Origin of the sequence: Flavihumibacter sp. CACIAM 22H1 (genome assembly GCF_001601815.1) — a bacterium.
Classification (GTDB): Bacteria; Bacteroidota; Bacteroidia; order Chitinophagales; family Chitinophagaceae; genus Flavihumibacter.
In genome coordinates this window covers 41,052-65,591 of sequence record NZ_LUKG01000004.1, presented here as the reverse complement: position 1 = coordinate 65,591, position 24,540 = coordinate 41,052, and the positions used below count along the sequence as shown (strand labels likewise).

17 protein-coding genes are annotated in these 24,540 nt (G+C 44.6%); 3 read left to right on the top strand and 14 right to left on the bottom strand.

The features are described from left to right. Positions 1-24: 24 nt before the first annotated feature. Positions 25-1,032: a bestrophin family ion channel gene (locus tag A1D16_RS02115; protein ID WP_290707311.1), complete on the top strand. Its 1,008-nt coding sequence runs from the start codon at positions 25-27 to the stop codon at positions 1,030-1,032. A 58-nt stretch (positions 1,033-1,090) separates the two neighbouring features. Here the strand turns inward: A1D16_RS02115 and A1D16_RS02110 are convergent, their stop codons facing one another. The 7 genes from A1D16_RS02110 to A1D16_RS02080 form a co-directional block, all read right to left on the bottom strand. Next, entirely contained in the window at positions 1,091-2,185 is a 1,095-nt protein-coding gene (locus A1D16_RS02110; RefSeq protein ID WP_290707309.1) for an MBL fold metallo-hydrolase, read from the bottom strand. A 92-nt stretch (positions 2,186-2,277) separates the two neighbouring features. Beyond that, positions 2,278-2,835 (bottom strand): TetR/AcrR family transcriptional regulator, encoded by a 558-nt coding sequence (locus A1D16_RS02105; protein ID WP_290707307.1) that lies wholly within the window; start codon positions 2,833-2,835, stop codon positions 2,278-2,280. Between the two features lie 42 nt (positions 2,836-2,877). Beyond that, positions 2,878-4,119, bottom strand: a complete 1,242-nt coding sequence (locus tag A1D16_RS02100) for a hypothetical protein (protein ID WP_290707305.1) — start codon at positions 4,117-4,119, stop codon at positions 2,878-2,880. 135 nt (positions 4,120-4,254) lie between these two features. Continuing rightward, positions 4,255-5,814, bottom strand: a complete 1,560-nt coding sequence (locus tag A1D16_RS02095; protein WP_290707303.1) for a SusD/RagB family nutrient-binding outer membrane lipoprotein — start codon at positions 5,812-5,814, stop codon at positions 4,255-4,257. A gap of 21 nt (positions 5,815-5,835) precedes the next feature. After that, entirely contained in the window at positions 5,836-9,141 is a 3,306-nt protein-coding gene (locus A1D16_RS02090; RefSeq protein WP_290707301.1) for a SusC/RagA family TonB-linked outer membrane protein, read from the bottom strand. 180 nt (positions 9,142-9,321) lie between these two features. Next, entirely contained in the window at positions 9,322-10,467 is a 1,146-nt protein-coding gene (locus tag A1D16_RS02085) for a FecR family protein (protein ID WP_290707299.1), read from the bottom strand. Positions 10,468-10,530: 63 nt separating this feature from the next. After that, complete coding sequence (locus A1D16_RS02080; RefSeq protein ID WP_290707297.1) at positions 10,531-11,091, bottom strand: sigma-70 family RNA polymerase sigma factor; 561 nt, start codon at positions 11,089-11,091, stop codon at positions 10,531-10,533. Between the two features lie 246 nt (positions 11,092-11,337). Between A1D16_RS02080 and A1D16_RS02075 the strand changes: the two genes are divergently transcribed. Continuing rightward, entirely contained in the window at positions 11,338-11,835 is a 498-nt protein-coding gene (locus tag A1D16_RS02075; RefSeq protein ID WP_290707294.1) for a hypothetical protein, read from the top strand. A gap of 57 nt (positions 11,836-11,892) precedes the next feature. Here the strand turns inward: A1D16_RS02075 and A1D16_RS02070 are convergent, their stop codons facing one another. After that, a complete protein-coding gene (locus A1D16_RS02070) occupies positions 11,893-13,470 on the bottom strand; it encodes a S41 family peptidase (protein ID WP_290707292.1) in 1,578 nt (525 codons plus the stop codon). A gap of 53 nt (positions 13,471-13,523) precedes the next feature. Between A1D16_RS02070 and A1D16_RS02065 the strand changes: the two genes are divergently transcribed. Continuing rightward, positions 13,524-14,711, top strand: a complete 1,188-nt coding sequence (locus A1D16_RS02065) for a GNAT family N-acetyltransferase (RefSeq protein WP_290707290.1) — start codon at positions 13,524-13,526, stop codon at positions 14,709-14,711. 3 nt (positions 14,712-14,714) lie between these two features. Here the strand turns inward: A1D16_RS02065 and A1D16_RS02060 are convergent, their stop codons facing one another. The 6 genes from A1D16_RS02060 to A1D16_RS02035 form a co-directional block, all read right to left on the bottom strand. Continuing rightward, positions 14,715-15,494 (bottom strand): Ku protein, encoded by a 780-nt coding sequence (locus tag A1D16_RS02060; protein ID WP_290707288.1) that lies wholly within the window; start codon positions 15,492-15,494, stop codon positions 14,715-14,717. A gap of 17 nt (positions 15,495-15,511) precedes the next feature. After that, positions 15,512-17,938, bottom strand: a complete 2,427-nt coding sequence (gene ligD, locus A1D16_RS02055; RefSeq protein WP_290707286.1) for a DNA ligase D — start codon at positions 17,936-17,938, stop codon at positions 15,512-15,514. A 23-nt stretch (positions 17,939-17,961) separates the two neighbouring features. Further along, on the bottom strand, positions 17,962-19,230 hold the full coding sequence (locus tag A1D16_RS02050; protein ID WP_290707284.1) for a sorbosone dehydrogenase family protein: 1,269 nt from the start codon (positions 19,228-19,230) through the stop codon (positions 17,962-17,964). Between the two features lie 57 nt (positions 19,231-19,287). Beyond that, on the bottom strand, positions 19,288-20,514 hold the full coding sequence (locus A1D16_RS02045; protein WP_290707282.1) for an alkaline phosphatase family protein: 1,227 nt from the start codon (positions 20,512-20,514) through the stop codon (positions 19,288-19,290). 1 nt (position 20,515) lies between these two features. Beyond that, on the bottom strand, positions 20,516-21,997 hold the full coding sequence (locus A1D16_RS02040) for a SusD/RagB family nutrient-binding outer membrane lipoprotein (RefSeq protein WP_290707280.1): 1,482 nt from the start codon (positions 21,995-21,997) through the stop codon (positions 20,516-20,518). 29 nt (positions 21,998-22,026) lie between these two features. Next, positions 22,027-24,540 (bottom strand): TonB-dependent receptor (locus tag A1D16_RS02035; RefSeq protein ID WP_290707278.1); only part of this gene is annotated, 2,514 nt, incomplete at its 5' end.

Here is a 24,540-nt window from a genome sequence, read left to right as displayed (position 1 = left end):
ACGTCTAATCGGTATTTTTAGGCTATGCATACAGGAACCCGTTATACCCCACTGGAGTTTTTCAAATGGACAAGGAGAGATACCTATTGGATGATACTGCTGGCAGCAGCGCCTACCGTTGCGTTCGCTTTCGGCGCGCGTTTTATCGCACTCCCCTGGCAGCCCATTGCAATTTTAGGTACCGCCGTTGCTTTTATCGTCGGTTTTAAAAATAATGCCAGTTATAACCGGATATGGGAAGCGCGGCAAATCTATGGCGCTATCATAAATGACAGCCGGAGTTTTGCCTATACCCTGCGCGATGCATTGGGTGGCAAAGATGCGCCTTTTGTAAAACAGATTTTTTACCGGCATTTCGCCTGGCTGACTGCCCTGCGCTACCAACTCCGCGAGCCCCGGCCATGGGAAAATATGCAACGCCAAAACAACCAGGAGTTCCTGGGCGAACATTATCAGATTCCGGAAAAACAGCAGTCGCTGGAAACCTCCCTGCAACCTTATCTCTCCCAGGAAGAATGGATATATATTACCGGCAAAAAAAATAAAGCGACCCAATTAAGTGCCCTGCAATCAGCAGAGCTGTCGAAATTACGCGCGTCCAATACCCTCAATGATTTCCAGTGGACACAATTACAACAACGGCTTATTCAATTAACCGAGCACCAGGGTAGAGCAGAGCGCATTAAGAACTTTCCCTATCCCAGAAATTTTTCTTCCATTGCAACCTACCTCTTACTGATCTTTGTAGTACTGGTTCCTTTTGGTGCTATTCGTGATTTTGAAAACCTTGGCAAAGGAACATTTTTGGAAGGCTATACCCTTTGGCTGAATATTCCGTTTTCAGTGATCGTAACCTGGGCATTTCACACACTTGATACGGTTGGAGAAAGTTCGGTGAATCCATTTGAAGGAAGTGCCAACGATGTTCCTATCACGCAAATAAGCCGCCTGATAGAAATTGACCTGCGCGATATGCTGGATGAAACGAATTTACCTGCTCCGCTCACAGCTCAGAACAATATTCTACTCTAGCAATGTCGGCCATCTTTTAGCCTCACGTTAGAACACATTGGCAACAAGTATCTGACACCTACAATTCCAGCCACCACGCCGAATACATCGGTTCCTGCTGGTTGAGATAAACGGGTTCACCAATCCGGGGAGTCTGCAAGTTTATGCCATAGTTTTTATTGAGGCGACTGACCTCCCGGAGCGGTTCATCCCAGCTATGCGGCGCCAGGGAAAACTTGGAGGAGTGTACCGGTATTACCTGCTTCGCCTTCAGATCGCAGGCTGCCTTTAGTACTTCCTCCGGTAAACAATGAATGGCCTGCCAGGCGAGATTATATTGGCCATTTTCGAGGATCGCCCAATCAATGGGCCCAAAGCGATGCCCTATTTCCGCAAAATGTGTATCATACCCACTATCACCCCCCAGAAAAATTTTCTTTTCCGCGGTTTCCAATAAAAAAGACAGCCAAAGGGTTGTATTCCGGGAAAAGGTCCGCCCGCTGAAATGGCGGGCCGGAAGCGCATGCAACCGTATTCCTTTTTCCAACTCGATCGACTCCTCCCAATCCATCTCCATCAACTGTTCGGGCAAATAACCCCAGTGTTCAAGATGCGCACCAACACCAAGTCCCGTTACTACTTTTTTCACTTTCGAACGAAGCGCTTTTACAGTTGCATAATCCAGGTGATCATAATGATCATGGCTTATCAATAAATAATCCAGCTCTGGCATATCATCCACACCATACCCGTTGGCTCCTGCAAATGCCCTGGTAGTGCCGGGGATGGGAGATGCGTTTCCACTAAATACCGGGTCTACCAGTATCTTCAACCCTTCTACCTGTAAATAATAAGATGAATGCCCAAACCATACCAGCAGGTTGCTATCTGCCGGCAGATTTTTTACATCGGTCTGAACCGAGGGCAGCGCTTTCGCCGGAATTTTATTCGGCACTTTCCTGAACATAAAATCAAACAACACGCCAGGCATCGAATACCCTTCGGTCAGCGAAGGAGTAAATCGAAGATTCTGGAATTTTCCATCCCGGTAGTGTCGGGATGCTTTCATCCGCTCTAACCGTTTCCCGGAAGCCGATTTACCAAAAATCGGTTGCTGCAAATAAATTAAACCGAGTAGAACCAGCCCGATTATCAATGAAAATAGAACTATCATAATGCGTTTTATTATTGCTATAAGCTGAGCCCCCACCCTGCTCTTTTTCAATCTGGACTGAACATTCATTCCAGTCATTCAGCAAAAAATTTTTATTCCTTTATGGCATCCCAAACCATGCGCAACTGTTGTTTCAACAAAACTTCCCGTTGCTTTGCCGGCTTTGTTTGCAACCAACGTACAAACGTGTTAATCGTTCCCGATAAAAACTGTAAGAGCGATTCCAGTTCCATCTCTTTGATTAGCCCCTGTTTCTGCCCGTCCGTTAATAATTCGATCACCGGCAAAAAATTCGCCTTACCCGCCTCCCTTGTTTCTTCCAAAATTACCGGAGAGCTGTGAAACTGATCCATGAAAGCAAAGCTGTACGGGTATTTCAGGTAGTAGTGAACAAATGCCGTATAAAAATGAAAAAAGCGCAGCTTCAGTGATTTGGTTTCATCCAGCGCAGTATCCATTACCAAGATCTCGGCGGTTTTAATATGCAGATAAATCCCGTTTATCAGGGCTTCCTTGGTAGGAAAATAATTGTAGATGGTGCCCATTCCGGTATTGGCAGCCTTCGCAATTGCCGACATCGGCGTAGCCTGTACCCCCTTTTCACAAAGCAGCTTCATTGCCGCCAATATAATCTGTTCACGTTTATCCACCGTGCAAAAATAAGTAATTTGGAATGAATATTCCAAATTACTTTAAACCCTGAAAAAAAACGGAAACAGAAAAGTTACCACAATTGTCCAGGCAATATAAACGGGTAAATACCCTGCAATGGCCATCCGCACAAGGCTGAAGTCAGCTTTTTTCCGTACCACTGCTACCAACTGCACGGTAACAAGTACAAGATTCAGTAAAATCAGCAGATTACCACCTAAAACTGCAGCCCGGTTGGCGGTTATTCCCCATTCTGCAATCCGGAAAAGAATGGCAGATAAAGCAATGCAGTTCACTACCACTGTACTGGCGGCCAGCAATAATAAAATCCAGTTTTCCACCAACGATTTTTCGCGCCCCGATTTTTCCGCCACGGAAAAAAACAGGATAGCCAGTACACCAATCAGCAGGCCATTAAAGAGTACCAGGAATTCCCGGTCGTTATAAGGATCTTTTCCCGAATAAAGAATCGCTCCCAAATAAACCAATAACATCAGCAAAACAACCGGACTAAACAACCTTGCTATCACAGGAGATACCCTCCCCACCAGTTGAGGATTGTTCTGAATCAGCCAGGTTGCAAGAATAGGCGCGGCTGGCAAACCGGTAACTACTATATTCTTAAAATAAAAGGACTCAATCTGAAAACCGATCAGGGAAAATAAACCAATCGTTACCCCGGTAACAATACCCCCCGTAATCAGCAGCAGGGTAGTCATAACCACCAGATCGCCGTTATAGCGTAGAAAATCAAGCCGGCTTTCTGCCTCCCCCACTTTAGCTCCGATAAATACATACCCCAATAAAGACCATAAAAATAATAACAGGTGTATGCAGGAAAGCACCACTGTATCTGTAGTTGCCGTGCCCGGCAACAGGTTAATAAAAACCAGGGAAACCAGCAAAGCTATACCCACCCCTGCCAGCCTATGCAACGGCAATGCCTGCCTCCAGCCAAAAAACAGCATTAATGCCGGAAACAAAATAAATCCCAGGTTACGGGAAAAATAAAACTCCTGCTCTATGGAAAATATATCCGGGATCCTTGCCAGCAAACCGGCCAGTACTACCAGTATTAATACCCTAACCAGTTCCTTGCCAGTGAACCGCTCCCGCTCCTCCGGCTGGTAGAATAAACGGGCCTTCCAGCAGGCAGCCAATTGCCGATCCATCTGCGCCTCCTCTAATTCTGCAAAAGATTTTTTAAAACCCGCCTTGTTGGAACGGTATAATTTCTCCAGCTGATCCGGCTGATCCAGGCTGGCCAGGATCTCATTTCTCATATTAACTAGCATTTTAAAAAGTACTTTGAATTACAAAGCTAATATAGAAATTTCATACCTGCAAGCACCTCCCCCAAAAAGAACCTGCAAACCGGGAATTTACCCGGTTTGCAGGTTTATATACAGCCCGGTTGCCTAATTCTTAAGTAACCACATTTCTTCGTTCACATTATCATTTCCCCCATATTGTGCCTGCACAGCAGCATCCAGGTTACGGGTATTATAACTCAATTCGTTCGACGGATACAACCAGCGAACCGGAAACTTATCCGAAGGAATATTCAGGTTCGTTCCCGGATTCAACACAAATACAGGATAACCAGTGCGACGGTTCTCATACCAGGCCGTATTATTAGAGCCCTGTAAAAAACCGGCCAGGTATTTCTGCAGTATTATCTGCTCCAGTTGCTCTTCCATACTACCCTGCAAAGCAACCCCTTCCGTTTCCGGATAAGCTGAAATATAGGCATCATCCATTTTCATATTGTGATGATAATCTGCAATATCAGGGGTGAAATTGGCGGTAAAGCGCATGGCATCCCGAATACCCGCCGAATAAAATTCCTGGGGAGTGGCGGTATTGATCCACCCTCTTAAACTGGCCTCGGCAAGAATAAACTGAAGTTCTGCATAACTGAACATACTTACCGGTTCAGCATTTACCAGGTTGGTATAGCGATTATTGAAATCGGAATAGTCTTTCGAATTCCGCATAATCTGCAATGAAGAAAAAGAATTGGATGGTTCAGCTCCGATATATGCATCCCAGTCGCTGGCGGTTTTTCCCGCGGCCAGTTGCACTGGCGATGGTTTTGCGTAGTAAAAAAGGCGGCGATCCTGCAGGGCTTTTAACGGATTCAGTAAGGTGGCGGTTAACATGGTATAATTCGAACGCACGTTGGGATTGGATCCTGCGGGCACATCTGACCAGGGATAATTTTGCCCCGCGGTGGCATTATATGTCAGGGCAAAATTGTCTGCAAAATTCCGCATCAGTGGACGATTCTGTACAATTTCTTTGAACCGATTGATTACATTCAACCCGGCATCGCTTGTTTTGCGATACAGCTGCATCAGTACATGCAATTGAAAACTGTTCACCACTCTTCTCCAGTTATCGGTTTTACCTCCGTAAATAGGATCTCCACTGAAATTGGTACCCTCTGCCAATAACTGGTCGGCCAGGTCCAATTCATTCAGAATACCGATAAACACATCGCGTTGAGAATCATAAACCGGCTGAATAATACTCTCCGATTCGCCCTTAATTGCCTTACTGTAGGGAATATCGCCGACCTGCATGGTGGTATAAAAAAACTGCCAGGCCCGGATAAAATATCCCAATCCCTCATAGGATTTACGCAATCCCTCATCCGGTGCAGCATTCACCATTGGTGTAACATTACGCAGCAAGGGGAGGCGGTTAAAATTAGTTCGACCGAACTTGTTGAACTGATTGGCCTCCTGGCCTTCTCCCCAGGTAAGGTATTTACCCAGTAAATAGGGCTGCATAAAGGCCTTGGTGGTATTGATATCAGACCGGGTAATATTCAGGATCATATTAGTAGCCAGCATAGCCGAGCTTACCTGTGTTGCCTGGTTGGGATTTGTATTGATTTCATCAAACTTGGAGCAGGCTCCCAAACTGAAAGCTGCTGCCAGCAATAACATTGATTTTTTTATAGTAGTTGTCATACTGGTAATTTTTAAAACGGATCAGAATCCGAACTTGAAATTGATACCGATCATTCGCTGAGAGGGAGAATTCAGGTTTTCTGTATCCACATCCGGATCAGAAAATTTAAAATTCGAAAACAGGAATACGTTCTGTGCGGTTATAGCAACTGCAGCCGATTTAATGCCAGATTTACCCAGCACCCGCGCAGGAACCCGATAGCCCGCTGAAATCTCGCGCAATTTCACAAATGATTTTTTCTGAACCCCAAAATCTCCGCCCCTGAACTGCTGTGCATAAGCCTGGTAAGACACTTCTTTATCGTTGGGTGCATACTTTCTGCTATCACTGATGATATTGCCAAAATTATCATACACCACTTCCCCACTTATTACCTGCACGCCTTGTCCAACATAGTTGGTTAATCCATTCACTACTTCATCATAGCGGTACTGGTTATCGGTCTCTGGGTTGGTACCGGTATCCCACATTTTATCATAGATATAGTTGTACATGAGTCCACCGATTCTTCCGTCTACATTCAGTCCAAACTGGAAATTTTTCCAGCGAACCGTGTTGATCCAGCCAATACTGAAAGCGGGATCAGAGAAGCCGTACTTTTTCACATAATCGCTTTCTCTGGGATAGCCATTGTTATGAATAACATTTCCGGCCGGATCTCGCAGCCAGTAATAATCGAGGTAGGTATCCAGGCGCTCTCCTTTTTTAACCCAGGGATTTTTGGAAGAATACACCGAATCCAGGTTTACATAAAACCGATGCTGATTCGACCAGTTAATGGTTGTATTCCATTCCAGGTTCTTTGTTTTAACCACGCTTGCGCCCAGGGTAATTTCAAGCCCTTTACGAACATAGGTTTCATCCGTATTCACCAAGGTGCTGGTAAAGCCGGAAGAACCAGGTATATTAACAGATACCTGCCGGTTGAAATAATATTTATTGAAGTAGGCTACATCAAGGTGCAATCGCTTTCCAAATAAATAAGCGGCCGTTCCGATTTCCCAGGTTCTGTGTGAGCTCGGTAACAAATCCGGACTACCCAGCAAATTACCCGGATAAGAACCGGAATTCATTGTATTCCAGGCAGAATTGATAGTTGAATACAAGCGGTTGATGGCATATACATCCGCAGGTGTCTTGAAGGTTGCCCAGGAAGCCCGCAGTTTAAGCATATTGATCTGTTGGGGCATTTTTACCAACTCAGATAATACCACACTGGATCCTATCGAAGGATAAAAATAATCGCGGTTGGATTTGGGTTGCGCCGAGTTCCAGTCGTTTCTGCCGGTAAAATCCAGGAATACCGCATCCTTCCAACCAAGCGAGGCTTTTCCGTACAAACTGTTTACCTGGCGGCGGCGAAACATAGGACTGATAGTTGGGGGCTCTACCGATCCGTTCAGGGAAAAATAAGTAGGAGAGGTAAGACCGTTTCTTGTACTGGCATCCAGGCTTTCATCCTCCCAATAATAGATGGTTCCACCAGCCAGGAGATCGATATTCCAATCGCCTTTCTTTTTGGAATAGCTCAGCATCAGGTCATCATTGGTGCTCCAGCCCCAGTCTTTACTGATGCTGTAACGGCCTCTTGCATTCCATCCGCCTCTTGTTGAATAGATATTTGCCGTGGGGTTGGTCCAGGTTTCTTTATTACTGTACACATCGTAGCCAACCCGCAAAATCAGTTTAAGGTCATTCGTGATTTTATAATTAGCCGTCAGGCTTCCGTTAATAGTATTCTGCTGTATGGCATTGAGTTTTTCATAAGCGATAAGGTAAGGATTATCGTACCAGGCCGTGTACATCCAGTTCTGTGTTTGGTTCGGGGTTTTCCAATAATCGCGGTAATCACGAATATCGTATTCAGGTCCGGTCCACATCATTAACTGGTAGAGATAACCCTGGTTGCCATAGCCGCTTCCCCATATCTGCGGCGCGTACCGCCGGCTAATTCCCATATGGCTTTCGAGGGTGAAACGGTCGCCCGCTTTTACCTCGCCACCCAGGGTAACATTAAACATATTGGTTTTGGTGTTGGGGAATTGTCCTTTATTGTAGATATGATTGATAGAGGCTCTGAAACTTCCATTTTCTCCCCGTTGTGAAATGCTCAGATTATTATTAGTGATCAGGCCTACCTGCATAAAATTCTTCAGGTTATCCTTGCCTTTTGATAACAGTGGACGATCATCCTCAAACTGTTTGGTCACCGGGTTCCAGTCGCGGGCTGTATTACCGGCATTCAGTCGCGGGCCCCATACATAATCATTGCCCAGGCTGCCATTATCGCCTCTTCCATAATTACCCTGTACTTTCGGAATGGCTAAAAAACCAGTCTGAAACATGGTATTGCTGTTAATATCAACAGATAATCCCTTATTGGCCGCGCCTTTTTTGGTGGTGATCAATAATACACCGCCAGATGCCCGGGATCCATAAAGCGCAGAAGCGGTGGGTCCTTTCAACACGTCGAGACTTTCAATATCGTCGGTCGGAATATCGCGCAGGGTAAGGTTACCATAAGGAACGCCGTCAATAACCAGCAGGGCATCCTCTCCTCTTAGTTCAATGGTAGGACGTGCAAAGAATTCGGTGGAGTTTTTAATAACCAAACCGGCCACCTGGCCTGTTAGAGAGGTACCGATATCCACTCCTTTCACGGTTTGTACTTTTTCGCCGGTTACCCGTTGAACAGCGTAGCCCAGCGCCTTTTCAGAACGTTTAATGCCCAGTGCGGTAACCACTACTTCATTAATCTGCGATTCTGCCATTTTAAGGGCAATAGAAAGGGTTTCGGAACTACTTACCCGGATTTCTCTTGGCTGAAAACCGATATAACTAATTAGTAGTGTAGCACCGCCGTCCGGTACCTGGATTGCGAAATTGCCCTCGGCATCGGTACTGGTTCCGACCGTAGAACCTTTAACTTTAATTGATGCACCAGCCAGTGGTGCGCCGTTTTCATCGGTTACTTTTCCTTTTATCTCCATCAGTACCCTTTCTTTTTCCGGGCTTTCCGGAGCAGGCAGCGTTTTAGCAGCAGTTACCGTGATGGATTTATTATGGATTGTAAAACTGAGTGGTTTTTCGTTAAAGCAGATAGCCAACACTTTTTCGAGTGGTTCTTCTTTAACGTTCAGCGTAATGGTTCCATAACGCTCCAGTAGTTCAGTTTCATAAAAAAACTGATAGCCGGTTTGCTTGTGGATTAGTTTAAAGATCCGCTGCAAGGAAGCGTTTTTTTCAGAAAGGGTGATCTTTTGTGCCAACCCTTTAGCACTCACCTGAAGGCAGGCGGCTAATAGTAAGATCGTGGTGAATTTCATCAACAAAAATTTTGTTCTCCATTCGTTGCAATGGCGTTGTTTTGGCAGTGCCCTAAAATGCATACTTTTGATTTTTGGGTTAAGAATATCAGTCTGTCGTTGGATTCTATTCACCGGCCCAAAATTTCGCCGCTCTGATTCGCCGTCGGAGCGGTTTTGTTTTGTCCGGGAAGAAGCTATTTATTGCATAACATGAATTTTTTTTCCTGTAATACGGAATTTAATGCCGGCCATTTCCATCAGCTTCAGTACTTCTGAAAGCGGGTTATTCCGGTCCACCATTCCGGTAAATTTTTTCGAACTTTTGGTACCCTGGTAGATCACTTCCACATCGTACCATTTTTCGAGTTGGCGCATAATTTCCGGCAGGCCAATGGCATTGAAATAGAACCAGCCATTTTTCCAGGCCATTACCTCCTCCAGGTCTACCGATTTTACCAGTTTCATGTCCTGGTTTGCTGTTACCTGGGCCTGTTGTCCTGGTTTGATCACCAGTTTTTCGGTCAGGGAGGGATGAACTTCTACCGATCCTTCCAACAGGGTAATTTTACTGGCAGCTTCATCATCATAGGCATTTACATTAAAGTGTGTGCCCAGTACCTGGATGCGCAGATCTCCTTTTTTTACCAGAAAAGGTTTAGCTGGATCCTTAGCGATCTCGAAATAAGCTTCCCCCGTCATATTTACTTCCCTTGTATTGCCTATGAAATGAGAGGGATAGGTAAGGGAGGAGCCTACATTCAGCCAAACCAGGCTTCCATCGGCCAGTTGTAATTGTACTGGTTTACTGCCTTTGGGTACGCGCAGTGTATTATAAGAAGGTTGACCGGTTTCCAGTTCGAGAGAGGTATAAGCGATTTTATCTGTACCGAGTTTAGAAACCCTGGCATTGCCCTGGGTGGTCAGTGATCCGGTGCCAACGCTATCGAGTACAATAACAGTTCCATCGGCCAGTTCAAGAACGGCCTTGGTTTCCTGCGGAGCAGCCACATCCGGGGATGGCTCGGCCAACTGCACCTGGGGTGCAGCCGGTTTCGGACGGGTTGGGTTTGCCAGGTACCAGACGGTTCCAAAGCTGACCAACAGGAGGGCGGCTACAGACAGGCGGGTTATGGTTCTTTTGAAAAACGGAATGGCGGGGATTGTACTGTTCAGGCGTTGCCAGGTACGCTGGTAACTGGCTTCTTCCAGGCCATCCGGAATAGGCAGGCCGGCTTCCGATTCCTCCAGGGAGTCGTACCATTTGTCTACCCGGGTTTGTTCTTCCGGATCAGCTTTAGCAGCCAGGTATTTCTTAAGCAGGTTCAGCCCCTTTTTTGGTTTCATACAGCAGTGCTTAGAGCTATAATACCTCGGGGAATGAATTTATACCGGTCGGAATAAAAAAAATCAGATAAAAAAGCTGGCAGTAGAAAAATCAGCCAGTTTTTCACGCAGGCGTTTCACTGCTATCGAAAGGGTGTTCCGTACCGTTTGTTCAGATAAATTGAGGCGGGCGGCTATCTCTGCTACCTGTAACTGGTCCATCCTGTTAAGCCGGTAAATCTGTTGCATACGTTCCGGCAGGGTAGAAATCTCGCGGTAAAGTGCCCCCTGAAGCTCGCGGTAATGGAGTATATCTTCTTCGGTTATACCAATTTGTTCAAGTTCGTGTACAGATAAAGGCAGGGTATTGCCTTTCCGCGCTTCGCGGTACAGCTTTTTGATAACAGCATATTTCAGTGCACTAAGCAGGTAAGGCAGCAGGGAGGGTTCTGCAGTAATGGTATGCCGGTTACGCCAAACAGAAATAAAAATTTCCTGCACCAGGTCTTCCGCATCGGAACTGTTACCGAGCCGGCTGTAAGCTTTTCGATACAAGCCTTCCCAATACCGGTTATACAGCATTTTAAAGGCAGCTTCTTCTTCGGCCGATACTAATAAATCCTTATCTGAAAGGGATGGCAGCATTCCTAAGCAGCAGTTTGGTGTTTGGGGAATGAAAGTATAGATTTCGCCGTAAATAAAAAAGTTGTACAGATTTTTTACGCATTGCAATCGGTTGAATGCGCATTTTTCGCGTTCAATACAACAACAACTCCCATTCTTTTTTGCAAGTTTATTCCATGCAATAGGGTTTTAAAACCCATTTCTGCAACTGGGTTTTATACGTTCTTTGTTCGGACGATTGTTACCTAACCGCAAAAAGCAGTGTATATGAAGAGCAGGAATAACGGCGTAGAGCGCTTTTGCAAATCTTATCCCATTTTCTGTCCGCCGGTTAAAAAGAGAAGGCTACAAATCAGGCGTTTGTTTAGCTTCTACCATCCGGTTGATTTTCAAAAACAAATCAGCCGCTGGCTTATTTATGCCTTAGGCAATAACCAAAGTGCTTATGACGATGGTGGTGCAAGGGAAGACCTGCTCGACTTTATACTGGACCTCGATCGCTTAATTGAAGCCTACGGGCAACTGTTTACCAAAGAAGCAGCCTCTTCAAAATTTCCTGTAACCGAACGGGAAAAACAAGACCCGATGCAGATCATTCATCAGTTCCGAAAAAACTATAGCTATAGCTATGCACAAACCGAATTACTGGACCTGTTAGAAGCCGTGCTTAGTTACAATGGTTACAGAAAATCATATAAAGGAGATATAGCGCTCTTTTATCAACACCTGGTTTTTATGCTGCAGCAAACCTATACCAGGTTTTAGCAAACGAATCCCGGCCGGGGAAAAATCAACACATAAAACAGGAGCAAAAGATAGAACCTATTTTTTTTCAATAAGTTTCAGTACAAACTCCAACTGTGTATCCCGTTGCTTTAAAAAATCATCCAACTGCGGCCATATTTCATAGTGTGGCAATACACCTCTCCCTTTTGGCTGATCAGGTAGCTCCGGAGCATCCTGCACCACATATACCACTGAAAATTTTGTTTTAATGGCAGAATTGGGTAATTCATAGACAGTGGAGACATGTCCGTTATGCACATAATAACCGCCGACCGTTTCCACCCCTACGATGGTAACATTTCGGGCATATGCTTTTACCAGCGATGCAAAATGCGATGCGGCCGATGCCACGTTTTCATTGATCAAGAGGTAAAGCTTACCTTTAAAACCAGGCGATTTGGGATAATATACCGGGTTGTATTTTTCCTGCTGACGGCTCCTTCCCTCTTTAAAGGGTTCAAAATAATCGTTAAGAAAGGCCTTCCCTGCAGCCAATCCTGCGCTGTCCATCCGTTCTGTAGTAGAGACACCCCAGAAATAGTTTTCAAACGGCACATTCGATGGATCAAAAATTATACGGGTTTCCAGGTTTTCCTTAAAGCTTTTATCTGTTAAATACATTACGGGCTGTTCAAATAAGGGATCGCTTCCACCGGGGTTATTCCGTATATCTATTACCAGGTTTGGTATTTGCTTTTGCTCCAATAGCCTAAATACACTGTCTAAAAAAAGCACATACGGTTGAAATGCAGGATCTCCCGATCCGCCCGCAAAACCAAACCATCGCAAATTCAGCAGGCCGGCATCCGGACGGATCATTTCAAAACTATACGGCGCCTGCAATTTATAATTCAATTTATCAGCTACCGGCGCACTGTAGCGGTTTTTCTTATTGGCTTCCTGTTCGGCAAAACTAACAGCAGGAATCTCGATGCTTTTCCATTTGGCAGATCCTGGCGGCTGGTAGTCTATTTTAAATACCTTGGTAGCACCGTACTCAATAAAATAACGCCACCCGGCTAGCTGTTCAACACTTGCCGAACGCTTTTCTGTTTGCGTAAAACCATCAGCAGGAAAATATTTATAAAAAGCCGGCAACATCTCTTTATCGATTCTGCCATTCATGCTTCTTATCCGGGATCCGGCCGGAATTTCAGGGTGCTTTCCATCAAAAATGATTGCGCCGTTGATATAAGTTAATGGATACGGGAAAAATGTCGGCTGTTTTTTCAACGCATTCATAAAGCCAGTAGAGGGTTCGGTATAATTATGCACACTTCCCTCAAAGTCGGTTAATTGAAGAATGATCTTATAAAAGTCTTTAACAAGCAGGGGCTTGCTTACCGCTTTATTGGCCCAGCCATACAAGCTGTCGATCTGCTTTTTGGTTCGATAGATATAGAGGCCTGAATTAACCTGTTGCCGAATGGTATAAAACACGCGGAGGTCTTCCTTCATTTCCGGCGGGGAAAGCAGCTTGTTAAAGTATGCCAAACTATCTGGATAGGCGTTTGCGGCAGGCTGTGCAAACAAAGTAAATGACCCTGTCAGTAGCAGAACGGTAATAAGAAGGGAGATGCTGGTGATTTTCATACGATTGGTTGAACGGTTCACGAAAAGCAATTTTAAGACATAACTTCGAAACAATCATCATTCCTGATAGACTCATGAAAATTCACCACCTCAACTGCCTGCAGATCAGCACTCCACTGATGGATGATGTGCCAGGTCACTGCATCTTACTCGAACAAAACGGGAAACTTGTTTTATTAGATGCCGGTATAGGATTACTCGATACTCTTAATCCGGAAAACAGGTTGGGCATTGAATTAATTAACCAGGTCGGTTTCCGTTTTAATGAAAACCGCACTGCCTACCGGCAAATACAGCAATTGGGATTAGACCCTGCAAATGTTACGGATATAATCGTATCGCACCTGGATCCGGATCATATAGGCGGATTAGCAGATTTTCCTACCGCCAATATTCATATTGCACAGGAAGAACTTGATAATTTTTATTCAGGCAATCCTCGGTATCTCCTGCACCAACTGGCGCATAGTAACCAAGTCATTTCCTACCCAGTAGCAGAACATAAATGGTTTGATTGGGAAGCCAGAAAAGTTGAAACAGCTATTGAAGCAGCCATTTATTTAATTCCCCTTTTTGGTCATACGCATGGGCATTGCGGCATTGCCGTGCAGCAATCATCGCATTGTTTTTTTTATACCGGTGATGCATTTTACCTGCAGGTTGAATTAACCGACCCGGATCATGGCGTAAACGAACTGGCAAAACTGCGGGCAGACGATGATTTAACCAGGCAGGTTACGTTGGAAAAAATTAAACAATTTCATCTTAAACAACCTGGCATTCCAATTTTTGCCTACCATGATAGCTCTACGGTATTCCCAATCATCCGAAAACTAGAGCTGACCGAAACGGAAGCGTTCAAACAAGTAATTGACTTATTTGAAGAGGTTTTCCAAATGAAAGACTTTGTATTACCACCGGCGGATTACCTGCAGGAGCTGTTGAAGAAAGATGGGTTTTACGTATTCGCCGCCTTTGATGAAAGAGGCCGGGTAATTGGCGGATTAACAGCTTATACCCTTTTACAGTACTATTCGGTTAAACCCCTTGTATATATCTTTGATTTAGCAGTTAAAGAAAGCCTGCAACGAAGAGGAACTGGATCTAAACTGGTTGAGGCCACCAAGCAGTATTGCAAATCTATTGGCGTGGAGGAGGTATTCGTTCAGGCAGACCGCATCGATGACTATGCGCTTCAGTTTTACCGAAAAACCGGAGGAATAGAAGAAGATGTGGTGCATTTTTATTATCCCGTGCAATAGCAATTATTTCTTAGTTGTTCTCATTTTTGCTGGTTTAGCTAAACTCTGTTGGAGTTGTTCAATCAGGTCACTGGCCGGTTTGCTGGATACCGCTTTGGGGGCCGGCAATTTTTTTCCGGCTGCTTTCGAGCGGATTAGCTTCATAAGTTTGGCGGTATAGGTATCTTTATAATCGGCAATATTAAATGTGGCGGTCATGTTTTTAATAAGGCTGTTTGCCATAGTAAGTTCATTCCGCTTGGGCGCCATTTTTTTAATTGTATATTCCGAAGGATTCCTGATTTCGGTTAAAAACCGAAGTGTATGAAGGATAAGCAGACCCTTGGCAGACCGGAGCAAAACCGGCTTTTCCCTGTTTCTCAGCACAAAACTACCCACGCCTGCCTTGCCAGTTTTTGCAAGGGCTGTTTCCAAAAGGCTGAAGGCCCGTTCTCCTCCCTTAGCCGGTGACAGGTAATAAGCATGATCGAACAGGATGAGATCTACGTCTGTTGTATTCACAAAAGCCTCCAGGTTTATGGTTTTCGTTTTCTCCGGGCTGGCGGCTTCAAAATCTTCCTCGGTAAGCACAATATATTTCCCATTCAAATCAAATCCCTTAACAATATTCTCCCAGGCAACTTCTTTACCCGTACGTTCGTTTACCCGCTTAAATTTTATAGCACTGTTGTCTTTTTTATCAAGCATATCAAAATCAAGCGCCCGTTCAGCAACCGCAGAAAATACTTTAACCGGAATATTTACCAGTCCAAATGCAATACTGCCTGTCCAGATTGATCTCATAATGCTGCGTTTTAAAATTATACCTGCTGCATGCGTTTCAAAGCAGCTTTCATATCAATACCTTTTCCCAGTACTGGTTGAAACAAGTCGCCTCTCTCCTCCAGTAGTGCGGGTACATTTTTTATAGTAAAATCTTTCATCTTTAATCCTTGCTTAAGCTCTTCCCAGTAAAGCGGCATAGAAACAGTAGCGCCGGGTTTTGGGCGTACAGAATAGGGAGCTGCCAGCGTAGCCTGGGCACGATTCTGCAGAAAGTCGAGATAGAGTTTTCCATTTCGCTTTTCCACGCTCCGTTCAATAGTTGTAAATCTGCTGGCTTCTTTTTGAACGATCGTTGCTAATACACGGGCAAATTCCTTTGATTGCTCGTAGGTGTATTTTTTTCCAAGTGGAATATAAATATGAATACCTGTTGAACCGGAGGTTTTTGGAAAGCACGGCAGTTCCAGGTCATTCAGCAGCTCATGGAAAAGCCGGGCAGCTTCTATTACTTTATTGAAACTGGTTTTGGTACCCGGATCCAAATCAATCAGGCACCAATCGGGGTAATCTGGTTTCTTAACCGTACTGCTCCAGGGATTTATTTCTATGCAGCCAAAATTTACCATATACAATAAACTGGCTGCATCTTTAGCTACCAGGAAATGTTTATTTTTTTTGTCTCCCTCCGGTTGGTATCTATAGGTTTCTATCCAATCCGGAACCTTTCCGGTAACGTCTTTCTGGTAAAAACTTTTACCCTTATAGCCATCCGGAAACCGGTATAAAGACTGTGGCCGGTCTTTTATATATGGTAGTATAAACCGTGCTATATGGTAATAATAATTCAGTAAATCTCGTTTGGTAATTTTTTCTTCCTTCCAGAAGAGTTTATCAAGATTAGTGAAGACCAGTTCTTTCCGATTGATTTTTTTTGACGCTGTTTTTTCAGAACTATTAAGGAGCAGGTTCGTTTCAGAACCGTTTTCAGGTTCTTTTCCAAGTATTTCTTCTTTTACCAGTTCCTGCTCTTTTACTACTTGCTTGGCGGGTTTGTCTTCCCGTATTCCTTTGAAAGAAGCCTGCCGAAATACCCCCTCTTCCGTGATCTCAGCAAAACTTATTTCTGCAACCAGTGATGGTTTAAGCCAGGTTATATCTGCCGGTGGCGGATCAGGACGAAATCGCGATGCTTTGTTGTAAGCAGGCAGTTCCGAAAAAGGTGTTTTCTTTCTTATAAGAGGTTTAAACTGTTGCATTAGTTCCTTTTGCAGGGCTTCGGAAAAACCTGTACCCACTTTACCGGCATAATAAAGTTTATTTTTCCTATAGATACCCAGTAAAAGTGAACTGAACAATTTCGGAGATCCCTGGTTTCTGGTAAATCCTGCAATGATTACCTCCTGCCTGCGCGCCGTTTTTATTTTTAACCAGTTGTTGCTTCGTTCGCCTGCCTGGTACGTACTGTCTGATTTTTTAGCAATAATGCCTTCCAATCCCATTTTCTGTGCACTGTAAAAAAAGTCGATTCCTCTGCCAACTACAGAAAACCCGAGTTTAACAACCGGATGATCAGCCGGAATTATTCTTTTCAATCTTTTCTTGCGTTCCGACAGTGGTAATCCCATCAGGTTTTCTCCTTTATACCAGAGTAAATCAAAAACATAGTAATATAACTGGCCATCAGCCTCCGTTCGCCAGTTTTGCAGGCGTTGAAAATTGGCAACTCCTCTTTCGTCCACTACTACAATTTCCCCATCCAATACCAGGTCCTGTTTCCAGCTTTTAATAGCATCAAACACGGGGTAAAATTTTTCTGCGAAAGATTTTCCGTTGCGTGATAGTAGTTCTGTTACCTGGTTTCTTTTAGCTGCCAGGGCCCGATAACCGTCCCATTTTACTTCAAACATCCAATTCTTGTCATCAAATGGCTGGTTGACCAGGGTAGCCAGCATTGGAGATAATTTTTCAGGGGGTGACTTACTTATCAGGAGCCAGGCATTCTTACCCATACCGCTTGTTTTTACAAGGGCAAACTCTCCGTTCAGTTTTTTGCCTTCCAGCTTAATTTTAAGAGATCCGGCCCGCAATTGTTTCAGCAGCGATTTTTCCTGGGCGGCTTTTCCGGTACTTCCGTCAACAGGTCTATAAAACCCACTGTCCCAAATAACCACTTTACCTGCTCCATAATTTCCTTTGGGAATTGTGCCTTCAAAATCCTTGTAATCATAGGGATGGTCTTCCACCATAATAGCCAGCCGTTTGTCTGCCGGGTTTAGAGATGGTTCTTTTGGAACTGCCCAGCTCTTGAGCACCCCCTGCATCTCCAAACGAAGATCATAGTGCAATTGGGATGCACGGTGTTTTTGTATTACAAAAATGAGTTTCGAACCAGTGGTTTTGCCTGCCTTCGGTTCGGGCGTTTTATCAAAGGACCTTTTTTTTCTGTACAACGATAAACTCATATTGCCGGAATTTGGGCTGCCTGTTATTTGGCAGCAATTCTCCAAATGGTATCACTTGTATCATCGGTCAGCAGTAGAGACCCATCCTTTAGAAGTAGTAAACCGGTGGGGCGACCTCTTACCTCATCCTTGTCAGGATCAACAATAAATCCTGTTAGAAAATCTTCCGGAGCTTTAGCAGCTTTTCCATTTTTGAACGGTATAAATACTACCCGATACCCGGAAAGTTTAGATCGGTTCCAGGATCCGTGTTGGGCAACAAAAGCGCCGCCCTGGTATTTTTCCGGAAAAGCGGTATGGGTATAAAATACCAGGCCCAGGGAAGCGGTATGTGCTCCCAGGGGAATATCAGGCACCAGGGCGCTTGCCACGAGGGCGCTGTCCTGTTCCTCTTCTTTTACGCGTGGATCATAATGTTGACCGAAATAACTATATGGCCAGCCATAAAAGCCACCCTCTTTAACGGATGTCAGGTAGTCTGGCACCAATTCGTCGCCCAGTTTATCTCGTTCATTTACAGTAACCCAAAGAGTACCCGTACTTGGTTCCCATCCCATTCCGACAGGATTCCGCAAACCGGAGGCATATACTTTCAGCCCTGTTCCATCAGGATTAATTTCCCATATTCTGGCTTTGTCTTTTTCCAGGTCGAGGCCCTTCTCGGCTACATTGGTACCAGATCCGATAGCTATATAAATTTTTGACTGGTCGCTATTGGCCAGCAAATTTCTTGTCCAGTGCTGGTTCACTTTACCGGCGGGAAGGTCAATGATTTTTTTTCCGACGGAGTTTATCAGGGTCTGGCCATCGGTATAATCAAAAACCAGCACCGCATCGGTATTGGCTACATATAATTTGTCTTTGATTAGCAGCAAGCCAAAAGGCAGGTTCAATCCTTCTAAAAAACTGGTTCGAAGGTCTGGTATGCCATCGGCAGTTGTATCGCGCAGCAGTGTAATACGATTAGCGCTGTTGCGCATATCGTTTGATTTATTAGCACCTATAACGGCCGCCCCCAACTTTTCCAGCCAGCTATGCGGGGTATTTGATTCCACTACAAGTATATCGCCATTAGGAAGCTGGTACATCCAGCGAGGGTTTTGGAAATTATGGGCGAAACGGGTAACAGTAAACCCTTCCGGAGCCTGCGGTGTTTCGCCATCCTTCCACCCGATCACCTTACTGAAATTCATGGCTGATTTTGTAGCATGGGGCGGTGGCAATTGCGCCTGCAGCAAACAACTGATCAGCAAGCAGCTAAGTGTAGCACGTGTTTTAGCAGGACCTTTCATAAAAGATCCTGCTAAAAATTCGTGCCTTGCTCAGCGGGTATAATTTTCTACGGTAAATCAGCGCAACAGCCAGGTATTCAGGAAATTTTCCGGGGTTTCCAACACAATTTTTAGTATACCTGCTTCAGTGGCCGGATAATCTATAACCGCTTTTCCGTCTGCTACCGATACCGTTTTTAGCAGTTTATAGGAATCTGTACCCCCGGTTTTGAAATGATTGGTGGTGCTGATCCAGATCTTTGCTTTTCCTTTTTTATTGATGGGGTTCCAGGACAGGTTAATTTTTCCATCTGCCTGGGTTGCGTTTAACCCGCTTGCCGATAAGGGCCCTGTAATTGAAATACCGTCGATTTCCAGGGCCTGCTGGCGGGGAATCCGAACCTGTAGGAACCGGGCGATGGATGGCATGATATCCACTACCGCCGCTTTACCTGATTTGAAATAACTGTTCAGTCCTTTTGCGCTGGTTACGATCCAGGTGCTTCTCTCCCGGTCAGATTGGCCGCCATGGTGTTTGCCTGTTTTGGCATCTCGTCCATGATCGGTGGTTATATAAATGACCCATTCTTCCTGGTAATTTTTTTCCCTGAACTGGATAGCATCCCATAATTTACCCATTTGCTGGTCCATATAGCCGATTGCTTTATAGAATTCCTCACTATCGCCGTACATATGTCCCATGTCATCGGTGTATTCCAGGTAAACCCATGACAGGTCAGGTGCCTGCTCCCGGATATATTCACTGGCTTTCTGTACCACTTCTTCATCAATAAGGTGCATATAGGCTTTCTGCTTATCGTGCGGAAAACGCAGGGTATCAAGTTCCAGTCCGTCTATATGATAATCAATCTGGAGTCGACCGGTCTCTGGCATACCATCGCCCGCCAGTTTGGTGCGGTTATCGAGCCAGCTCGAAAAAATAGCGGTTTTCTTTTCTGGATACTGTTCTTTAAAAAAGCGGAATATTGTGTGGTAATTATAGTTTGGTGCAGCAATATCATTATCCCACACATTGTGTTTATTTACCCAGGTGCCGGTTAATAATGAATTGTATCCTACTGCAGAAATGGTAGGCGTTTGGGAATAGCCACCTTTTTGGCCGCCTACATAGGCCCGCGCGTACCCGCCTGTTTTGGCAATTTTATCAAGATTAGGAGTAGGCTGTTTTTCGATAACATCTGCAGCAATGCCATCCACAATTACGAACACGGCTTTTTTCGCTTTTTGTGCAATCGCACTGATGCTAAGCACCAGTGCGATCAAAGTTCCTGTTAATAGTCTCATATTATTGCAATATCCACATTATACCATTAATATCATCACCACCGGGGTACTGGCTTTTAATAGCGTTCTCTACGTTTACCCGGTTATTAATAAACTCATCGTTGGGGTACATCCATCGTTTAGGAATTCGTCCGCCATTCAGAATACCTGCACCAGTTACATCAAACACGGGGAATCCTGTTCTTCGCTGCTCATAAAAAGGCTGCCAGCCGGTATTCATGAACATGCTAATGTATTTCTGTGTAATGATCTGTTCGATTTCCCGACCTGATACCAGGGCCACTTCATTGCTTTCAATGTACTCGTCTATAGTTTCTGAAGAATAGGTGTTATTATAATTGGAAAAGTCCATCGAAGCTTTGATTCCGTTCGCATAAAATTCAGCTGCATTGCCGTTGATCCAGCCTCTTACCACTGCTTCCGCCAATATAAACTGTAGTTCAGCATAACTCATCAGTAAGCTGGGTTCATTGGTAGCCGTATACGCATAACGATCATTGATCTGGGAGGCATTTCCTGCACCGCGTTTGGCTGTATTTTCTGCCAGGGGCGCGCTGCCTGATAACCCGTCGTACGCATCAAAATCTGTTGCTGGTCCGCCACTGGCCGGCGTGGGTTTTCCAAATACAAATAAACGGGGGTCTTTGAGATCCTGCAGGATAGAAACAAATGATACATCCAGGTAATAATCCGTTTTCATGGAGTTGTTGTTGAAATACGGATACTGGTTGCCGGTAATATCATAATAAGGCAGGCGTCCGTTATCAGCATTGCCTGTCATCAGTGGATATTTACCCGGGTTGGCAATGATTTCATTGAACCGCTGTTTTATGTTGAGAGAGGCGGAATTTTCTTTTTTAGATAAACTCATCAAAACGCGCAGGGTGTAGGAATTGATAAGGCGTTTCCATTTTTCAATATTTCCATTATACACCAGGTCTCCGCCAATTGCTACACCGGTTGTATTCAATGAATCACTGGCAATTTTCAGTTCCTCCAATACACCTTTATACACATCTTCCTGTTTATCATAAACCGGTCGGATAGCGGTACTATCTGAATAATTCCCGTACATAATAGACTGCATCATCTGTGAGTAGGGAATATCACCAAAAGTCTGCGTCATATTTACCACAAATACGGCCTTAAAGAACTTACCGATATACCGGTAATTGGGCTTGTTGGTACGGGCTGCTTCCTGTTCCATTTTCACTACCTGTGTAATATTACCGTAGCTCATGCCACTGCGTTGCCATCCATAATATTGTGCATTGCTGGCGCCTTGTGTATATACCATGTAGCGAGAGGCTAATGCGGCATCGGCAGAAATGGTAGAAAAAGCCGTTCGTTCAATTGCTGGCAATAAAAGAGAGGGGTCAGCAATAGTAGGGTTATTCGGGTTATTCTGAAACTCGTCGTATTTTCTACAGGAGCCCAGGGCAAGAAGCCCGGTTATTGTTGCAAGTAATATAGTCTTGTTCATCGTTGTAATTTTTACTGTTCGTTTAAAAATCAGAAGCGAACATTGAAGTTTACCCCTATGCTTCTCATCGAAGGCGTTTGAAGTTCATCTCTCTCAGCATCCGGGTCAACATTCGGGATCTTGGAAAGGATAAACAGGTTATTTCCAATAAATGAAACCGAGGCATCGGTAAACACCCCTTTCACCCAGTTAGAAGGCAGGTGATAGGTTAATACCAGCTCCCGCATTTTCAGATAGGTACCACTGTAATAAAAATAATTATTGAGCATGGCGCCACTGGTACTTTGCATAAAGCTGATGTAGTTAACCGGTGTGGTATTGGGGGCAAATTTCCGGGAGTCGGAAATAATATTGCCGTAACTGTCGTATTCAACTGAACCGGAGCTAACTACCACACCCGGACCAACATAGGTACTATTGCCTGCATTGGCATCGTCTCTGAAAGGAGTAACGGTACCTTTGGCCGTTCCGCCCCACCACATTTTTTGGTTGGTGGTAGAGTAGATAAGTCCGCCTATACGACCATCAACCGACATGGTAAGGCTTAGCCTCTTGTAGGTTAGGGTATTTTGCCAGCCATAGATCCAATCGGGGTCACGATCACCAAAATACTGGCCAAAGGGGGTATAGGCCTGCATTCCATTGGAGTTGTAGATGGCCTGTCCGTCTGGCGTGCGGGATTCTGTAATGAAAATCCGGTCCATCCGCTGTCCTTCTTTAATCTGGCCAATATAGCCGTCGGGGTTATCGGTAGCATCTTTCAGCCAGCGATGAACTTTGGAAAAATTGAAAGTAGTTTCCCATTTAAAGTCTTTTCCTCTTACAGGATACCCACTCAGCATGAATTCCCAACCCTTACGTTGAAAAACATTGGCATTTTTAAGCACACTGGTATTTCCACTTGCCTGTGATTGGGTTACATTGATGAAATTGTTATAATCACGATTGGTAAAATAAGTAACATCCAGGTTAATCCTGTTATTGAAAAGGCCGATTACACCACCAAATTCAGCAGACTCTACTGTTGCAGGAACAAGATCCGGGGAAATAAAGGTGGTAGGCCATACCAGGGATGGTACATTGTTCCATTTGGGGCCGATACCGTAGGTAGTAAGGTGAGCATAAGGGTTATTGGCATCAATAAAACCGGTATTAACTTTTGCCCAGGAGCCCCTGAGTTTCAGGAAGGAAATTGCTTCCGGCAGTTTCAGCTTATCTGATAATACAGCAGACAACCCAACCGAAGGATAAAAGTATCCATTATTTTCAATGGGCAATGTGGAGGTTTTGTCGTAGCGGCCGGTTAAATTAAGGTAGAGAAAGCCGAGTGCTTCGGCATCGATCATTCCATATACACTTCCCGTTCTTCTTTCTCTTAAAGTACTGGACCCTTTCAATGGATTGATGGTATTAGTAAGAGAATAAAATTCAGGAATGGTTAGTCCATCTGTAGTGGTATAAACGGATTCAAATCGGCGATAGGCATTAGCAGCTCCGGCTGTTACATTAATACCGAAATTTTTTCCAAAATCCTTTTTGTAGTTAACAATAAGGTCGGAATTGATATCAAAATAATTGGATTGATCACTTGCAAAGTTTCCTCTAGAAATATAGTCGTATGCTATATAACTATAAGGTTCACGCACATCACCTACACTTGAATACTGGTTAAATCCATTGCGGAATTTAACCGATAGGTCTTTATTTATTTTATAATCAAATGTAGCCTGGCCAAAACTGTTATTCCTCCTGTACCCGTTCAATAACTCGTTGGCAATAAAATGGGGGTTATTGTACCAGGAAAGATTGTAATTGCGTTGTTGCAGCCCTTCTCTGCCCGGCATCCAGTAGTTTTCCAGATCGCGGATATCGATATCAGGGCCGATCCATAATATCAGGTTATACAGGTAATTGGGCGGGCCATAACCGATAGAAGGATAGTTATCAGAATATTCCCGGTTATAGGTAAGTTTAGCATCCATGCTTAGTTTTGGAGCAAGTTGGTAGGTGCCGCCGATGGAAAAGGAGCTGTTATTCAAACCTGTATTGGGCACCACGCCCTGCTGGTACATATGGTTAGCCGCAATCCGGAAAGAGCCCTTTTCGGTTCCTATCGAAGCAGATACGCTATTGGTGGAAAGGATACCGGTTCTGAAAAAGTTTTTGATATTATTCTTACCCCTGGAAATCCATGGAAGGGGAACCCGCTGGCCGGTCACCGGATCAATGGGACTATTATACTGCGGGGTTTCGTAAAACCCACTGGGAGTACTGGGATCACGCTGATCCAGTTTAGGCCCCCATATCCAACCACCGCCTTCAGATCCGCCACCGGATCCGTTTACATAGGCATAGCGGCCCTGGTCTCCGTTACCGTATACAGACTGTACTTCAGGAACCACGGTATAGCTGGTTTGAAACATAGTAGAAGAATTAAGTTCTACCGTTAGTTTGCCTTTTTTACCTTTTTTAGTAGTGTACATGATAGCACCGTTAACCCCCAGTGCACCATAGAGGGCACCGGCTGCCGGACCTTTCAGCAC

What these genes read in the sequence shown, in the direction of transcription:
- A1D16_RS02115 (WP_290707311.1), top strand. Translation starts at nt 25, where the DNA reads ATGCATACAGGAACCCGTTATACCCCACTGGAGTTTTTCAAATGGACA.
- A1D16_RS02110 (WP_290707309.1), bottom strand. Translation starts at nt 2,185, where the DNA reads ATGATAGTTCTATTTTCATTGATAATCGGGCTGGTTCTACTCGGTTTA.
- A1D16_RS02100 (WP_290707305.1), bottom strand. Translation starts at nt 4,119, where the DNA reads ATGAGAAATGAGATCCTGGCCAGCCTGGATCAGCCGGATCAGCTGGAG.
- A1D16_RS02095 (WP_290707303.1), bottom strand. Translation starts at nt 5,814, where the DNA reads ATGACAACTACTATAAAAAAATCAATGTTATTGCTGGCAGCAGCTTTC.
- A1D16_RS02090 (WP_290707301.1), bottom strand. Translation starts at nt 9,141, where the DNA reads ATGAAATTCACCACGATCTTACTATTAGCCGCCTGCCTTCAGGTGAGT.
- A1D16_RS02085 (WP_290707299.1), bottom strand. Translation starts at nt 10,467, where the DNA reads ATGAAACCAAAAAAGGGGCTGAACCTGCTTAAGAAATACCTGGCTGCT.
- A1D16_RS02080 (WP_290707297.1), bottom strand. Translation starts at nt 11,091, where the DNA reads ATGCTGCCATCCCTTTCAGATAAGGATTTATTAGTATCGGCCGAAGAA.
- A1D16_RS02075 (WP_290707294.1), top strand. Translation starts at nt 11,338, where the DNA reads ATGAAGAGCAGGAATAACGGCGTAGAGCGCTTTTGCAAATCTTATCCC.
- A1D16_RS02065 (WP_290707290.1), top strand. Translation starts at nt 13,524, where the DNA reads ATGAAAATTCACCACCTCAACTGCCTGCAGATCAGCACTCCACTGATG.
- A1D16_RS02060 (WP_290707288.1), bottom strand. Translation starts at nt 15,494, where the DNA reads ATGAGATCAATCTGGACAGGCAGTATTGCATTTGGACTGGTAAATATT.
- ligD (WP_290707286.1), bottom strand. Translation starts at nt 17,938, where the DNA reads ATGAGTTTATCGTTGTACAGAAAAAAAAGGTCCTTTGATAAAACGCCC.
- A1D16_RS02050 (WP_290707284.1), bottom strand. Translation starts at nt 19,230, where the DNA reads ATGAAAGGTCCTGCTAAAACACGTGCTACACTTAGCTGCTTGCTGATC.
- A1D16_RS02045 (WP_290707282.1), bottom strand. Translation starts at nt 20,514, where the DNA reads ATGAGACTATTAACAGGAACTTTGATCGCACTGGTGCTTAGCATCAGT.
- A1D16_RS02040 (WP_290707280.1), bottom strand. Translation starts at nt 21,997, where the DNA reads ATGAACAAGACTATATTACTTGCAACAATAACCGGGCTTCTTGCCCTG.